The organism is Cellulomonas sp. P4_H4 (assembly GCF_056400865.1).
Map to the genome: position 1 here is coordinate 706,787 of NZ_JBFUKL010000001.1, position 15,591 is coordinate 722,377.

At 70.9% G+C, this 15,591-nt stretch carries 11 protein-coding genes; 2 read left to right on the forward strand and 9 right to left on the reverse strand.

Annotation, left to right across the window (positions count from 1 at the left end; all coding sequences use genetic code 11):
- Position 1 precedes the first annotated feature (1 nt).
- The 3 genes from AC1DPN_RS03595 to AC1DPN_RS03605 are packed head-to-tail and all read right to left on the reverse strand — an operon-like array spanning position 2 to position 5,788.
- On the reverse strand, positions 2–1,222 hold the full coding sequence (locus AC1DPN_RS03595; RefSeq protein ID WP_477083322.1) for an acetate/propionate family kinase: 1,221 nt from the start codon (positions 1,220–1,222) through the stop codon (positions 2–4).
- Positions 1,219–3,288 (reverse strand): phosphate acetyltransferase, encoded by a 2,070-nt coding sequence (gene pta, locus AC1DPN_RS03600; protein WP_477083323.1) that lies wholly within the window; start codon positions 3,286–3,288, stop codon positions 1,219–1,221. The genes AC1DPN_RS03595 and pta overlap by 4 nt, the downstream gene beginning before the upstream one ends.
- A 34-nt stretch (positions 3,289–3,322) precedes the next feature.
- Positions 3,323–5,788, reverse strand: coding sequence for a phosphoketolase family protein (locus AC1DPN_RS03605; protein ID WP_477083324.1), 2,466 nt, complete (start codon positions 5,786–5,788; stop codon positions 3,323–3,325).
- A gap of 281 nt (positions 5,789–6,069) precedes the next feature.
- Between AC1DPN_RS03605 and AC1DPN_RS03610 the strand changes: the two genes are divergently transcribed.
- Entirely contained in the window at positions 6,070–6,960 is an 891-nt protein-coding gene (locus AC1DPN_RS03610) for an SURF1 family protein (RefSeq protein ID WP_477083325.1), read from the forward strand.
- A 30-nt stretch (positions 6,961–6,990) separates the two neighbouring features.
- On the opposite strand, the gene arfB is transcribed toward AC1DPN_RS03610, so the two are convergent.
- Genes arfB through AC1DPN_RS03625 form a run of 3 tightly spaced genes read right to left on the reverse strand, consistent with a single transcriptional unit; the run spans position 6,991 to position 10,887 of the window.
- Positions 6,991–7,410, reverse strand: coding sequence for an alternative ribosome rescue aminoacyl-tRNA hydrolase ArfB (gene arfB / locus AC1DPN_RS03615; protein ID WP_477083326.1), 420 nt, complete (start codon positions 7,408–7,410; stop codon positions 6,991–6,993).
- A 13-nt stretch (positions 7,411–7,423) separates the two neighbouring features.
- Positions 7,424–9,157 (reverse strand): ABC transporter ATP-binding protein, encoded by a 1,734-nt coding sequence (locus tag AC1DPN_RS03620; RefSeq protein WP_477083327.1) that lies wholly within the window; start codon positions 9,155–9,157, stop codon positions 7,424–7,426.
- A complete protein-coding gene (locus tag AC1DPN_RS03625) occupies positions 9,154–10,887 on the reverse strand; it encodes an ABC transporter ATP-binding protein (protein WP_477083328.1) in 1,734 nt (577 codons plus the stop codon). Before AC1DPN_RS03625 ends, AC1DPN_RS03620 begins: the two co-directional genes overlap by 4 nt.
- 187 nt (positions 10,888–11,074) lie before the next feature.
- Here AC1DPN_RS03625 and guaA point away from each other — a divergent pair, with 187 nt between their 5' ends.
- Positions 11,075–12,658, forward strand: a complete 1,584-nt coding sequence (guaA, locus tag AC1DPN_RS03630) for a glutamine-hydrolyzing GMP synthase (RefSeq protein ID WP_477083329.1) — start codon at positions 11,075–11,077, stop codon at positions 12,656–12,658.
- A 4-nt stretch (positions 12,659–12,662) separates the two neighbouring features.
- On the opposite strand, the gene AC1DPN_RS03635 is transcribed toward guaA, so the two are convergent.
- The 3 genes from AC1DPN_RS03635 to AC1DPN_RS03645 are packed head-to-tail and all read right to left on the reverse strand — an operon-like array spanning position 12,663 to position 15,575.
- A complete protein-coding gene (locus AC1DPN_RS03635; RefSeq protein WP_477083330.1) occupies positions 12,663–13,469 on the reverse strand; it encodes an ABC transporter permease in 807 nt (268 codons plus the stop codon).
- Complete coding sequence (locus tag AC1DPN_RS03640) at positions 13,466–14,356, reverse strand: ABC transporter permease (protein WP_477083331.1); 891 nt, start codon at positions 14,354–14,356, stop codon at positions 13,466–13,468. The genes AC1DPN_RS03635 and AC1DPN_RS03640 overlap by 4 nt, the downstream gene beginning before the upstream one ends.
- Before the next feature lie 4 nt (positions 14,357–14,360).
- Complete coding sequence (locus AC1DPN_RS03645) at positions 14,361–15,575, reverse strand: extracellular solute-binding protein (RefSeq protein ID WP_477083332.1); 1,215 nt, start codon at positions 15,573–15,575, stop codon at positions 14,361–14,363.
- Between the last annotated feature and the right edge of the window lie 16 nt (positions 15,576–15,591).

Consider the following 15,591-nt stretch of genomic DNA (forward strand, 5'->3'; position numbering starts at 1 on the left):
GTCAGGCGTGCCCGAAGTCGGCGTCGTCCTCGGGCACACCGACCAACGCCACCGCCTGGCGGGCGATCGCGAGCTCCTCGTTCGTGGGCACCACCATGACGGTCGTCGACGCCCAGTCCGGTGAGATGACGCGAGGCTCCTTGACGCGCCCCGCGTTGAGCCCGAGGTCGACGGCGATCCCGAGCGGCTCGAGGTTCTCGAGGACACGCGCTCGGACGATGTCGTCGTTCTCCCCGACGCCTGCCGTGAACACGATGACGTCCACCCGCCCCAGGACGGCGTAGTACGCGCCGATGTACTTGCGCAGCCGGTGCAGGTAGACGTCGAGCGCCAGGATCGCGGCCTCGTTCCCGGCTTCGACCAGCTCGTGCAGCGCCCGGAAGTCGTTCTCGCCCGAGAGGCCCTTGAGCCCCGAGCGCCGGTTGAGGAGGTCGTCGACGTCGTCGACGGACATCCCGGCGTTGCGCTGCAGGTGGATGAGCACGGCGGGGTCGATGTCGCCTGAGCGCGTGCCCATGACGAGCCCCTCCAGAGGCGTCATCCCCATCGACGTCTCGACCGCGACGCCGCCCCGGACCGCGGACGCGGACGCGCCGTTGCCCAGGTGCAGGACGATCTGGTTGACGTCCTCGGGTCGTCGGCCGAGGTACTCGGCCACGCGCCTCGAGACGTACTGGTGCGACGTCCCGTGGAAGCCGTACCGACGGACGCCGTGCGCGCGGGCGACGTCCTGGTCGATCGCGTAGGTGTAGGCCGCCTCGGGCAGGGTGCGGAAGAACGCCGTGTCGAACACCACGACGTGCGGGACGTCGGGGAACAGCTCGCGGGCTACCCGCAGGCCGATGACGTGCGCCGGGTTGTGCAGCGGAGCGAGCGGCGAGAGCGCGTCGATCTGCGCGATCACCTCGTCGTCGACCACCACCGGGCCGTCGAAGACCGAGCCGCCCTGCACCACACGGTGCCCGACGGCGACCACCCGGGCCTCGGTGAGATCCGGGCCGACGGACGCGAACAGGGCCAGCACCGCGCGCAGGCCCGCGCCGTGGTCCGCGATGGCGTCGTTCTGCGTGGTGGTCTGCCCTGCGAACGAGTGCTTGACGACGCTCTCGTCCTCGCCGATCCGCTCGACGATGCCCGACGCGACGGCCTCGCCACCGACGGGGTCGACCAGCTGGTACTTGATCGACGACGATCCGGAGTTGATGACGAGAACGGTGCTCACGGTTGCTGTCCTTGGGCCTGGATCGCCGTGATGGCGACCGTGTTGACGATGTCCGAGACCAGCGCGCCGCGCGACAGGTCGTTGACCGGCTTGCGCAGTCCCTGCAGGACCGGGCCGATCGCGACGGCACCGGCGGACCGCTGCACCGCCTTGTAGGTGTTGTTGCCCGTGTTCAGGTCGGGGAACACGAACACGGTCGCACGTCCGGCGACCGTGGACTCGGGCAGCTTGGTGTGCGCGACCGACGCGTCGACGGCGGCGTCGTACTGGATGGGACCCTCGACCGAGAGGTCGGGACGCCTCGACCGCACCAGGGCAGTCGCCTCGCGCACCTTCTCGACGTCGGCGCCCGAGCCGGATGCCCCGGTCGAGTACGACAGCATGGCGATGCGCGGCTCGATCCCGAACTGTGCGGCCGTGCCCGCCGACGAGATCGCGATGTCGGCGAGCTGCTCGGCGGTCGGGTCCGGGATCACCGCACAGTCGGCGTAGACGAGCACACGGTCCTCGAGGCACATGAGGAACGCGCTCGACACGTTCGAGACGCCGGGCGTCGTCTTGATGATCTCGAACGACGGCTTGATCGTGTGCGCTGTCGTGTGGGCCGCGCCCGAGACCATCCCGTCGGCCAGGCCGAGCTGGACCATCATCGTGCCGAAGTACGATACCGACGAGACGATCTCGCGCGCCCGCTCGACCGTCATGCCCTTGTGCTTGCGCATCTCGGTGTACTCGACGGCGAACCGCTCGAGCAGCTCCGGGTCGTGCGGGCTGAGCACCGCGGCGTCCTCCAGGTCGAGGCCGAGCTCGGTCCCGCGGGCCCTGACCGACGTCTCGTCGCCCAGGATCGTGATCTGCGCGACGCCACGCTGCAGCAGCGTGGAGGCGGCCCGCAGGATCCGGTCGTCCTCGCCCTCGGGCAGGACCACGTGCTTGCGGTTCTCGCGCGCCCGAGCCAGGAGCGCCCACTCGAACATCAACGGCGTGACGACCTCGGGCCGTTCGACGTCCAGCGCGGCCAGCAGGGCGGGGCCGTCGACGTGCTGCTCGAACAAGGACAGCGCCGTGTCGACCTTGCGCTGCGAGTCGTACGTCAGGCGTCCACGGGTCTCGCCGACGGCGCTCGCGGACCGGAACGTCCCGAGCTCCGTGCTGACGATCGGCATCCGGCTGCCCAGCCCGTCGATCAGGCGCGTGATCGTCGGGCTCGGCAGGAACCCGCCGTTGAGGATGATGCCGGACAGCGACGCGAACCCCTCCGCCTGGTGCGCCATGAGCAGTCCCAGCAGCACGTCGGAGCGGTCGCCGGGCGCGATGACCACGGCACCGTCGGACAGCCGGTCGAGCAGGTGCTCGATCGACATCGCACCGACCATGACGTTCAGCACCTCGCGGGACAGCAGCGACTCGTCGCCCGCGATGAGGGTGCCGTCGACCGCCGCGACGAGCTGGCGCATGGTCGGCGCGGTCAGCAGAGGGCTCTCCGGGAGCGCCCAGCCGGGCAGCCCCAGGTCCATGCTCAGGGCGACGCGCACGCTGTCGAGAGCGTTGGCCGCGCACCGGTTGCCGACGACCGCGGCGACCTGCGCGTGGTTCGCCTGCATCTCGGTCACCACGACCTCGGCCACCTGGGCGATGACCGCGGCGGAGCGCCCGCTCCCGTTCACCACGAGCACCACGGGTGCGCCGAGGTTCGCCGCGATGCGCGCGTTGTAGGCGAGCTCGGTCGGTCCCGCGACGTCGGTGTAGTCGGTGCCGACGACGACCACGACGTCGCAGCGTCGCTCGACCTCGTGGTACCGGGACACGATCTGGACGAGTGCTGCCTCCGGGTCCTGCAGCACCTGCTCGTACGTGACGCCGACGCACTCGTCGTACGTCAGGTCGACGCCGTCCTGCTGGAGCAGCAGCTCCAGCACGTAGTCGCGGACGGTCGTCGAGCGGGCGACGGGTCGGAACACCCCCACACGTTGGACGGTGCGCGTGAGGAGGTCGACCAGCCCGAGGGCGACGATCGACTTGCCGGAGTCGCCCTCGGGTGAGGTCACATAGATGCTGCGTGCCACGAACAGGTCTCCTGACCTCGGTGGTTGGTCAGGGCTATTCGTTGTCTCCGCCGGTCGAGAGCGTGGCCGCCACCTCACCCTCGTCGGAAGCGTCGGCGGCATCGGGCCACACCCAGTCGCGCACGGCCGGCAGGTCGTCGCCGTGCTCCCGCGTGTACTCGCGGGCCTCCAGGCGGGCGTCCACCATCCGCTGCCGCAGGCCGGCCTGAGCCGTCCGCAACGACGGCACGTTGTCGATCACGTCGATCACGAGGTGGAACCGGTCGAGGTCGTTCAGCATGACCATGTCGAACGGCGTCGTCGTCGTGCCCTCCTCCTTGTACCCGCGCACGTGGATGTTCTTGTGGCCCGTGCGGCGGTACGTCAGGCGGTGGATGAGCCACGGGTAGCCGTGGTACGCGAAGATCACCGGGCGGTCCTCGGTGAACAGCCCGTCGAACTGCGCGTCCGACAGCCCGTGCGGGTGCTCCCGCTCGTCCTGCAGGCGCATCAGGTCGACGACGTTGATGACGCGGACCTTGAGGTCCGGCAGCTCACGGCGCAGGATGTCGGCCGCGGCCAGCACCTCGAGCGTCGGCACGTCTCCGGCCGCACCGAGGACCACGTCCGGCTTCTCGCCGGGCACCTCCGTGCCTGCCCACTCCCAGATGCCCAGCCCGCGCGTGCAGTGCGCGACCGCCTGGTCCATCGTCAGGAAGTTGGGTGCCGGCTGCTTGCCGGTGACCACGACGTTCACGTACTGGCGACTGCGCAGGCAGTGGTCGTACGTGGACAGCAGCGTGTTCGCGTCCGGCGGGAAGTAGACCCGGACGACCTCGGCCTTCTTGTTGACCACGTGGTCGACGAACCCCGGGTCCTGGTGGCTGAAGCCGTTGTGGTCCTGGCGCCAGACGTGGCTGGACAGGAGGTAGTTGAGGCTCGCTATCGGTCGGCGCCACGGGATCTCGTCGGACACCTTGAGCCACTTGGCGTGCTGGTTGAACATCGAGTCGATGATGTGGATGAACGCCTCGTAGCAGTTGAACAGGCCGTGCCGGCCGGTGAGCAGGTAGCCCTCCAGCCAGCCCTGGCACTGGTGCTCGCTGAGCATCTCCATCACGCGTCCCGCGCGGGCCAGGTGCTCGTCGACCTCCGCGCCGTAGAAGTCCGCGTTCCACTGCTTGTCGGTCACCGCGAACACGGACTGCAGGCGGTTCGACGCGGTCTCGTCGGGCCCGAAGATCCGGAAGTTGTCCGGGTTCTGCCTGATGACGTCCGTCAGCCAGTCGCCCAGCACGCGCGGCGCCTCGCTGAACGAGCCGCCCGGCGTCGGAACGTCGACCGCGTAGTCGCGGAAGTCGGGCAGGCGCAGGTCCTTGAGCAGCAGACCACCGTTGGCGTGCGGGTTGGCGCTCATCCGCAGGTCACCCTGCGGTGCGAGCGAGCGGATGTCCGCGTGCAGCGTCCCGCCCTCGTCGAAGAGCTCGTCGACGCCGTAGCTCTCGAGCCACGTGCGCAGGACGTCCAGGTGCTCCGGGGTGTCGCGTGCGCTGGCCAGCGGAACCTGGTGCGCGCGCCACGAGCCGGTCGTCTTCTTGCCGTCGATGTAGTCCGGCCCGGTCCAGCCCTTCGGGGTGCGGAAGACGATCATGGGCCACATCGGGCGCTGCTCGCTGTCGCTGGCCTTGATGTCCGCGATCTCGTCCAGGACCTCGTCGAGCATCGTCGCGAACCGGCCGTGGATGCTCTCGTGCGACTCGTCGTCGAACCCCGCGACGAACACGTGCGGCTTGTGGCCGTAGCCGACCATGAGCGAGTTCAGCTCGTCGTCGCTGATCCGCGCGAGGACCGTCGGGTTGGCGATCTTGTAGCCGTTGAGGTGCAGGATCGGCAGCACGACGCCGTCCTTCTGGACGTTCACGAACTTGTTCGAGTGCCAGCTCGTGGCCAGCGGACCCGTCTCGGCCTCGCCGTCACCCACGATCGTCGCGACGAGCAGGTCGGGGTTGTCGAACGCCGCGCCGTACGCGTGGCTCAGCGCGTAGCCGAGCTCGCCGCCCTCGTGGATCGACCCGGGGGTCTCGGGGGCGACGTGGCTGGGGATGCCGCCCGGGAACGAGAACTGCCGGAACAGGCGCTTCATGCCCTCGGCGTCGTCGGTGATGTCGGAGTAGACCTCGGAGTAGGTGCCGTCGAGGTACGCGCTCGCGACGAGGCCCGGGCCACCGTGCCCCGGGCCGATGATGTAGATGGTCGACTGGTTGCGCTCCGCGATCGCGCGGTTCAGGTGCGCGTAGAGGAAGTTCAGGCCCGGCGTCGTGCCCCAGTGCCCAAGCAGGCGCGGCTTGACGTGGTCCCGTGTGAGCGGCTCGCGCAGCAGGGCGTTGTCCAGCAGGTAGATCTGACCCACCGACAGGTAGTTCGACGCACGCCACCACTTGTCGATCCGCTGCAGGGTCGCGGCGTCGACCGGGTGGCCCGCTCCCCGACGCCAGGTGGTGGGCTGTGTCGTAGTGCTCATGGTGCGCTGCTCCCCGTCATCCTCGCGGCCAGGTCCGGCCTCGATGCCAGCCTTGTCTCGGGCGATCCCGCGACCTAGGGCCCTAAGGCCTGGACGCGCACCCCTCGCTATGCCATACAACCCCAGGTGAGGGGCATGTGCACAGGGGGAGGGCGAACGTTCGTCGAACACGTGGGGTTCGCCACAGTGCTCACTCGCACACCCATCCTTGCGCAGGTCAGGCGGGTCGCGGCGTGCTGGGGCGCTTCGGTTCGTCGGCGGCCTGCGGGGTACCGTGAGGCGTGGCAGAGCCGGAGCTTGTCGACGAGGCGGGAGCGCCTCCGCGCGAGCCTGCTCCCCGGTCGGCCGCCCGTGCCGCGGGGCCGTCGCGTCCCGCGTGGGAGCAGGCCGAACGCCGACCTCCCACGACGATGCTGCGCGCGGCGTTGCGCCCCCGGATGCTCGTGCTCCTGGTCCTCCTGCTCGCGGCCGGCGCCGTCTGCGCGCGGCTCGGGGTGTGGCAGCTCGACCGCGCCCAGGTCCGCGGCGCGTCGGCCGAGGAGCGGCACACCGCCGCCCTGGTCGCTGCGGACCCGGTACCGCTGGACACGGTCTTCCAGCCGCAGACGTCGTTCACCGGGCCGCTGGTCGGTCGCAAGGTCGCGGTGACCGGTACCTACGACGCCGCTGGTCAGCTGCTCGTGCCCCACCGTGCGCACGACGACACCGTCGGGTACCTCGTCCTCACGCCCCTGACCGTGTCGGCCTCCGACTCGCCGGTCCTCCCGGTCGTGCGGGGCTGGGTCGCCTCACCGTCCGACGCCGACGTCCCGCCGGCCGGACCTGTCTCGGTCGTCGGCTACCTGCAGGCGTCGGAAGAGGCGGGACCCGGGGTCGTCGACGGGCAGACCGAGGCGATCAGCTCGCCCGAGCTGCTGAACGCCTGGGGCGGCCCGATCTACACGGGATACCTGGTCGTGGCGTCGTCCGACCCCGCTCAGTCGTCGTCCGTCGAGCTGCTGGACCCGCCGACGAAGCCCGGCTCGGGCCTGAACATCCAGAACCTTGCCTACGCCGCGCAGTGGTGGATCTTCGGCGCGTTCGCCGTCCTGCTCTGGCTCCGTCTGGTCCGCGACGAGGCCCGCGGCGCCGCGCCGGACGACGATCCGGAGCCGACGCCCGAACCCGCCTGACGGCTGCGCCAGCGTCCGGCGCGGCCGGCGTCAGGCGCGTGGTGGGCGTTGGCGGAGCTGCTTGGTGGCGCGGCGTTGGCGCTCGGCCTGGGTGCGGCGCTCGCGGGAGGCGCGGCTCGGTCGCGACGCCTTGCGGGTCGGCCCCGGGGGAGCGAGGGCCTCGTCGAGGAGCGCCGCGGCGCGGACGAGGGCGGCCTCGCGGTTGCGCAGCTGCGACCGGTACTCCGAGGCCGCGATCGTGAGCACGTCGCCCCGCAACCGCGGGCGCAGGCGGTCCAGGACGCGGTCCTGCTGTGTCGGCGAGGTCCACGCGACGCGCGAGAGGTCGACCGACAGCTCTGCCCGGGAGTCCGTGGTGTTGACGGACTGTCCCCCGGGCCCGCTGGACCGGGAGAACCGCCACGCGAGCGCGTCGTCCGGGACGACGACGCCCCCGCGCAGCTCGAGCATCACCGGGACCGCACTACTCGTGCTGCCACGAGTGCCACAGCGCGGCGTACTCGCCGCCGGCGGCGACGAGGTCGTCGTGCGCGCCGATCTCGATGATCCGACCGTCGTCGACCACGGCCACCCGGTCCGCGTCGTGCGCGGTGTGCAGCCGGTGGGCGATCGCGACGACCGTGCGGCCTTCGAGGACCGCGGACAGCGACCGCTCCAGGTGTCGGGCGGCCCGCGGGTCGAGCAGCGAGGTGGCCTCGTCGAGGACGAGCGTGTGCGGGTCCAGCAGGACCAGTCGTGCGAGCGCGATCTGCTGCGCCTGCGCGGGCGTCAGCGGCGCGCCGCCCGAGCCGACCTCCGTGGCGAGCCCGTCGGGCAGCGCCTGCACCCAGTCCCAGGCGTCGACGGCCGACAGGGCGCGCTGGAGCGCCTCGTCGGTGGCGTCGACCTGTGCCAGGCGCAGGTTGTCCGCGACGGAGCCGACGAACACGTGGTGCTCCTGGGTGACCAGGGCGACGTGCCCCCGCAGCTCCTCGAGGGGCAGGTCGATGAGCGGGACGCCGCCGACGGAGACCGAACCGCCCCCTGGCGGGTGGATGCCCGCGAGCATCCGTCCCAGGGTCGACTTGCCCGCACCGGACGGGCCGACCACCGCCAGGCGCTCGCCGACGGCGAGATCCAGGTCGATCCCGTGCAGCACGTTGTGGCCCTCGCGGTACGCGTACGTCACGTCGCGCGCCTCGACGGTCTCGTCGACCGGGGTGCCCTGTCGGGCCGTGCGGTCGGGCTCGACGAGCTGGACGCCGACGATGCGTGCGAGCGACGTGGCAGCGACCTGGATCTCGTCGATCCAGAAGATGAGCTCCCACACCGGGCCGGTCACCTGGTAGCTGTACAGCACGATCGCCGTGACCGCGCCGACCGTCACGAGGTCCTGCGAGGCCAGGTAGCCGCCCCAGAGCAGCACCGCCGCCGGCGCGAGGACGAAGGTCGCGTCGATGCCCGGGAAGAGGATCGTGCGCAGCCGGAGCGTGTACTTCTCGGCCTCGAACGCCTCCGCCAGGTCCGCGTTCACGCGCGCCAGCCGACGCGGCCCGAGACGCAGGGCGTCCACGGTGCGCGCGCCCTCGACCGACTCGGTGATCGTCCCGTTCAGCGTCGCGTACGCGGCCGACTCGCGCCGGTACCCCGGGGTCGCGCGCTTGAGGTACCAGCGTGTGACGAGGATCAGCGTCGGCACGCCGACGAACATCGCGATGGCGACGAGCGGCGCGATGATCAGGCACGCGACCACCGTCAGGACGATGGTGACGACGGCGACGATCACGCGCGGCACCCCGAACCGCACGGCGTGCTGCAGCTTGTTGACGTCGTTGGTGGTGCGCGCGACGAGGTCGCCCGTGCCGGCGCGCTCGACGGTCGACAGGGGCAGAGCGGTGACGGCCTCGATGAACTCCTCGCGGAGCTCGGCGAACACCTCCTCGCCGAAGACCATCGAGGTGCGCTGCGCGAACCGCATGAGCACGGTCTGCGCGAGCACCGCGACGACGCCTGCGAGCACGAGCGTGTTGATGTAGGCGGACGTCGTCCCCTGGGTCACGGCGTTGACCAGCAGACCGAGGATGGCCGGACCGGCCAGGCCGGCGGTCGCCGCGAGCGTGTGCAGCACGACGATGCCGAGCAGCGGGCGGCGGTGCTTGCGCATCAGCACACCTGCGTAGGCGCGCACGGTCGCGGTGTCGGCGATGGGCAGCTTCATCCGGCCAGCACCTCCTCGTCCATCCGGCGCCCGACGACCGCGCGGTAGGCGACGTCGTCGAGCAGGTCCTCGTGACGGCCGCGCGCGACGACGACGCCGTCCTGCACGAACGCGACCTCGTCGACGTGGTCGAGGACGAGCGGGCTCGCCGTGACGACGAGCGTGGTGCGGCCCCGGCGGGCGTCGGCGAGGCGCGCGGCGATCCGGGCCTCGGTGTGGGCGTCGACCGCGCTGGTCGGCTCCACGAGCACGAGGATCTCCGGGTCGACGAGCAGGGCACGTGCCAGTGCCACGCGCTGCCGCTGGCCGCCCGAGAGCGACCGGCCCTTCTCCGGCAGCTCGCCGGACAGGCCGTCGGGGACGGAGTCGAGGACGTCGTGCGCGTCGGCGGTGGCGATCACGCGCAGCAGGTCCTCCGAGGAGGCCGCACCGTGCACGTCGAGCTCGCCCTGCAGCGGTCCCGAGAACAGCTGCGGTGTCGCTTCGGCGACGACGATCCGCGTACGCACGTCGTCCTTGTCCAGGTCGGCCAGCAGCACGCCGCCGAGCCGGACGGGCGTCTCCGCCTCCGCCTCGTCGTCGAACCGACCGAGCCGGGTGGCGATGCGCGCCGACTCGTCCGGGTCCGCGCTGACGAGCGCGAGCACGCGGCCGGGCTCGACGACCAGCCCGCTCGACTCGTCGGTGAGCGGGGAACCCGCCTCCGGAAGCTCGGCAGAACCCGGCGTCGCACCCGTCGACGGGACCACGCGCAGCACCTTGACCACCTTGCCCGCGCCGATGTGTGCGCGGCTCGCGGCCTGGAGCATCATCGTGGCGTTCTGCACGGGCCACGCGAGGAACGCGGCGAACCCGTACGTCGACACCAGCTGCCCGGCCGTGAGCGTGCCGGCCTGTGCCATGTGCGCGCCCATCCAGATGAGCACGACGACGAACATGCCCGGGAGCAGAACCTGCAGCGCGTCGAGGATGGACTGCGTCTGCGCCACCTCGACCCCGCGCCGGCGCGTCGCCTGCGACTGCTCCCGGTAGCGGCCGGTGAACACCGACTCACCCCCGATGCCGCGCAGGATCCGCAGGCCGGAGACGGTGTCGGCGCCCAGCGTCGTCAACCGGCCGGATGCCTCGCGCTGAGCCCTCTGCTTCCTCTGCAGCGGCTTGACCAGCAGTCCGAGCGCAGCGGCGACGGTGGGCAGGCCGAGGATCACGACGAGTCCCAGCGGCACCGAGACGCGCAGCATGAGCACGGCGACGACGCCGTACGCGACGAGGCTGCCCACGAAGTGCGCGGCGTGGGCGTACAGCTCACCGATGCGCAGCGCGTCGTTGGCGACCGCCGAGACCACCTCGCCGGTGGGCAGCTCCGAGGTGATCGCGTGCCCGCTGCGGGACACCGTGCGGCCGACCAGCTGTGACGACGTGAACGCCGCGCGCAACCAGTTGGCGATGTCGTAGCGGTGGCCGATCGCGGACGTGGTGATGACGACCGCGCCGAGCGCGAGCAGCGTCGCGCACGCCCGCCAGAGCTCCGGGCCGAACCCGTGCTGGAGGCCGTCGTCGATCGCCTTGCCGACGACGAACGGGGTGAACGCCTGGCACGCGAACATCGTGATGCCCAGCAGGATCGCGACCAGGAGGATGCCCCACTGCCGCCGCGCGAGCCACCACAGCAGCGCCCAGGGACCGCTCAACGGCGGCGTACCGGGGTCTGCAAGAGGGAGAGAACGCACGAGGAGCAACGTTACGTGGCAGTACTGACACGTCCCGAACGCTTTTCGCGGACAGGGGCACCCCTCACGCTGCGCTGCTCACGGCCCGAAGCGTCCCGCCGCGCTGTACTTTCCACGGCCCGAGGCGTCCCGCCGCGCTGTACTTTCCACGGCCCGAGGCGTCCCGCCGCGCCGGTACCCTGAGCACGTGACGCAGACGCCCCCGCCGCCCGCCACCACCGACCACCAGCCGGTCCTCGTCGTCGACTTCGGTGCCCAGTACGCGCAGCTCATCGCGCGACGCGTGCGCGAGGCCAACGTGTACTCCGAGATCGTGCCGCACACGGCGTCGGTGGCCGACCTGCTGGCCAAGAACCCGGCCGCGATCATCCTGTCCGGCGGACCGTCGTCGGTGTACGCCACGGGCGCCCCGTTCGTCGACCCGGCCCTGTTCGAGGCCGGCGTCCCCGTGCTCGGCATCTGCTACGGGTTCCAGGCGATGGCGGCAGCGCTCGGCGGGACGGTCGCGCAGACCGGCCAGCGCGAGTACGGCGGCACGTCGGTGTCCGTCACCGAGCCCGGAACGGTGCTCGGCGGCAGCCCTGACAACCAGACCGTCTGGATGAGCCACGGCGACGCGGTGCACGCGGCACCCGAGGGGTTCACGGTCCTCGCGACGTCGTCGGGCAGCCCCGTCGCCGCGTTCGAGGACCGCAGCCGTCGGCTGTTCGGTGTGCAGTGGCACCCGGAGGTCAAGCACTCGCCGCTCGGCCAGAAGGCGCTCGAGAACTTCCTCTACGAGGGCGCCGGCCTCAAGCCCGACTGGAACGCCGGGAACGTCGTCGCGGAGCAGGTCGAGAAGATCCGCGCGCAGGTCGGCTCGGCCCGCGTGATCTGCGGGCTGTCCGGCGGCGTCGACTCCTCGGTGGCCGCGGCGCTCGTGCAGAAGGCCGTCGGCAGCCAGCTGACCTGCGTGTTCGTCGACCACGGTCTGCTGCGCTCGGGCGAGGCCGAGCAGGTCGAGCAGGACTTCGTCGCCGCCACGGGCGTGCAGCTCAAGGTTGTCGACGCGCGCGACCGGTTCCTGCGGGCGCTCGCCGGGCACACGGACCCCGAGACCAAGCGCAAGATCATCGGCCGCGAGTTCATCCGCGTGTTCGAGGACGCGGCGCGCGAGATCGTGGAAGGCAGCGACGAGGAGGTCAAGTTCCTCGTCCAGGGCACGCTCTACCCGGACGTCGTCGAGTCCGGCGGCGGCGAGGGTGCGGCCAACATCAAGTCGCACCACAACGTGGGCGGGCTTCCCGACGACCTGCAGTTCGCGCTCGTCGAGCCGCTGCGCACCCTGTTCAAGGACGAGGTCCGCGCGGTCGGACTGGAGCTCGGCGTGCCCGAGGGCATCGTCTGGCGCCAGCCGTTCCCGGGCCCCGGCCTGGGCATCCGGATCATCGGCGAGGTGACCGCCGAGCGCCTCGACATCCTGCGCGCCGCGGACGTGATCGCGCGCGAGGAGCTGACCAGGGCCGGCCTCGACCGCGACATCTGGCAGTGCCCGGTCGTCCTGCTCGCGGACGTCCGCTCGGTCGGCGTCCAGGGCGACGGCCGCACCTACGGGCACCCCGTCGTCCTGCGGCCGGTCTCGTCCGAGGACGCCATGACCGCCGACTGGACCCGACTCCCGTACGACGTGCTGGCGGTCATCTCCACCCGCATCACGAACGAGGTGCCCGAGGTCAACCGCGTGGTCCTCGACGTCACGAGCAAGCCGCCGGGCACCATCGAGTGGGAGTGACCCGCTAGAGCCGCCCACCGCTCGTCGACTCACCCGCGACCTTCTGGCTCAGCCAGATCGGGAAGATCGACAGCAGCACGAGCACGGCTGCGACGACGTTGACGACCGGGCCCTGGTTCGGGCGCTGCAGGTTCTGGAAGATCCAGATCGGCAGCGTCGTGACGTCGGGCGGTGCGGTGAACAGCGTCACGACGATCTCGTCGAACGAGAGGCCGAAGGCCAGCAGGGCGCCGGCGACGAGGGCACCGCGCATCTGCGGGAACGTCACGAGCCGGAACGTCGTGAACGTGTCGGCGCCCAGGTCCATCGACGCCTCTTCGGGACTGGTCCCGGTCCGCCGGATCCGGGCCAGGACGTTGTTGTAGACGACGACGATGCAGAAGGTCGCGTGCGCGATGGCGACGGTCCAGATCGACAGCTCCATCCCCAGGAACGTCCGGAACCCGGTGCGGAACGCGAGGGCAGTCACGATGCCGGGCAGCGCGATCGGGAGCACGACGAGCAGCGACAGGGTGTGCCGTCCGAAGAACGTGTACCGCCCGAGCGCGAACGCGAGCAGGCTCCCGAGCACGAGGGCCACGGCGGTCGCGACGATCCCGACCTCGACCGACGTGAGCACGGCCGACCGGACGCCCTGGTTGGCGAACGTGGCCGACCACCACTTCGTCGTGAGCTCCTGGGGCGGCCACGCGAAGACCGTGCTCGCGTTGAACGAGTTGATGACGATGACGCCCAGGGGCACGTAGATGAACGCGAGCCCGAACAGCATGAGCAGGCCGAAGGTCCACCGGGCGCGGCGAGAGTTCCTCACAGGTTGTCCAGGGCGCCGGTACGACGGACGAGCAGGAGGTACACGACCATGATCGCGACCGGGATCAGCGCGATCGCGGCCGCGAACGGCAGGTTGCTGGTGTAGGTCTGGTACACGATGTTGCCGAGCATCTGGGTGCGCCCGCCCACGATCTGCACGGTGATGTAGTCGCCGAGGCTGAGCGAGAACGTGAACACCGAGCCGGCCACGATCGACGGGTAGACCAGCGGGACGACGACGCTCCGCACGGTCCGGGCCGGGTGCGCTCCGAGGTCGCCCGACGCGTCGAGCAGGCTGTCGGGCATCCGCTCGAGGCCCGCGTAGATGGGCAGGATCATGTACGGCAGCCACAGGTAGCTCAGCGTGAGGATCGTGGCCGCCATGCCGTAGCCGGGCCCGTCGAGCCCGAACGGCTGCAGCATCCAGGCCAGCACGCCGGTCTCGGGCTGCACCATGGCCTGCCACGCGTAGACCTTCACGAGGTACGACGCCCAGAGCGGCGTGACGACGAGGGCGACGAGCAGTCCTCGCGAGCGCGGTCTGGCGACCTTCGCCATGAAGAAGGCCATCGGGAAGCCGAGCAGGACGCAGAGCACGGTGACGGAGGCCGCGATGCCGACCGTGCGCAGCGTGGCCATCCGGTAGGCCGGGTCGGACAGGACGTCCTGGATGTTCTCCCACGTGAACGTGCGCACGACGTCGTTGGTGAACTCGTCGACGGTGAAGAACGCCGTGGCCAGCAGGGCGAGGAGCGCGGACAGGTAGACGAGCACCAGCCACGTCGTCGGCAGGACGAGGAGTCCGGCGAGCCGGAGCCGTGGCCGTCGGAAGAGGGCGGCCGAGAGCCGGCGTCCTGCTGAGGACGCCGGCTGCTCGACAGCGGTCACAGGGTCAGCCGTTCTTCACGCTGCTCCACGCCTTGCCCCACTCGCCGTAGGGCACGCACTTCACGTCCGTCCGCTCGTCGAGGCAGTCCGACTGAGGCGTCGACCAGAACCAGATCTTCGAGAAGTAGTCCTCGTCCTCCGCGTGGAACGTGTCGCAGTGCGTCGGCTCGGCGGTCAGGGCGCAGGCCTTGGTGTTGGCCGGGGCCTCGCCGAACCACTCGGCGATCTGCGCCTGGACGTCGGGGTTCGTGACCCAGTCCATCCACAGGTACGCGCAGTTGGGGTGCGGCGACTTGGCGTCGATCATCCAGGTGTCGGCCCAGCCGGTGGCGCCCTCCTTCGGCAGCGTCGACTCGACCGGGGCCCCGTCGGCCTGGGCCAGGTTGATGATGATCTGCCACGTGGAGCCGACCTCGGTGCTCCCGTTCTCGAGCGCCTTCTGCGCGTCGGCGTAGCTGGCCCAGTAGCTGGCGACCTGCGGCTGCTGCGCGGTCAGGAGGGCGACCGCGGCGTCGAACTGGTCCTGGTCGAGCGCGTACGGGTTGGTGATCTTGAGGTCGGGCTGCGTGGACATGAGGTACACGGCGGCGGCCGCGATCGCGTCGACCGGCGAGTCGTAGACCGTGATCTTGCCGGCCTGCGGAGAGTCGGGCTCGAACGCGACGGCCCACGAGTCGGGTGCCGGGTCGACCGCGTCCGTGCGGTAGCCGAGCAGCTGGGCTCCCCAGCCGTGCGGCATGCCGTAGGCGACATCACCGACGGAGTTCCAGGTCTGCATCTTCTGGAAGTCGGGGACGTCGGGGTAGTTGGTGAGCAGGTCGGTGTTGACCGGCGCGACCTTGCCCGCGTAGATCATGCGCAGCGACGAGTCTCCTGACGCCGAGACGACGTCGAAGTCACCGGTACCCATCTTCTCGAACATGCTGTCCGAGGTGTCGGCCACCTGAACGTTCGCGGTGCAGCCCGTCTTCTCCTCGAACGGGGTGACCCAGTCGATCGCGGGATCCGTCGAGCCGTCCTCCGCGTAGCCGGCCCAGGCGAGGATGTTGACCTCGCCCTCCCCGTCGCCCACCGAGCTCAGTGCCTCCATCGCCGGCGGGGTGGCGCGGTCGGCCGAGCCGCCGCCACCACCGTCGTCGTCCGACGTGCCGCATGCGGCCAGGGCGAGGCCGGCCACAGCGCCGACGGCCACGAACCTCAGCAGACGTAGGTGCTTCATCGTCGTCTCCTTCGTT

Coding starts and splice junctions, on each gene's coding strand:
- AC1DPN_RS03605 (WP_477083324.1), bottom strand. CDS start 5,788: ATGAGCACTACGACACAGCCCACCACCTGGCGTCGGGGAGCGGGCCAC.
- arfB (WP_477083326.1), bottom strand. CDS start 7,410: ATGCTCGAGCTGCGCGGGGGCGTCGTCGTCCCGGACGACGCGCTCGCG.
- AC1DPN_RS03620 (WP_477083327.1), bottom strand. CDS start 9,157: ATGAAGCTGCCCATCGCCGACACCGCGACCGTGCGCGCCTACGCAGGT.
- AC1DPN_RS03645 (WP_477083332.1), bottom strand. CDS start 15,575: ATGAAGCACCTACGTCTGCTGAGGTTCGTGGCCGTCGGCGCTGTGGCC.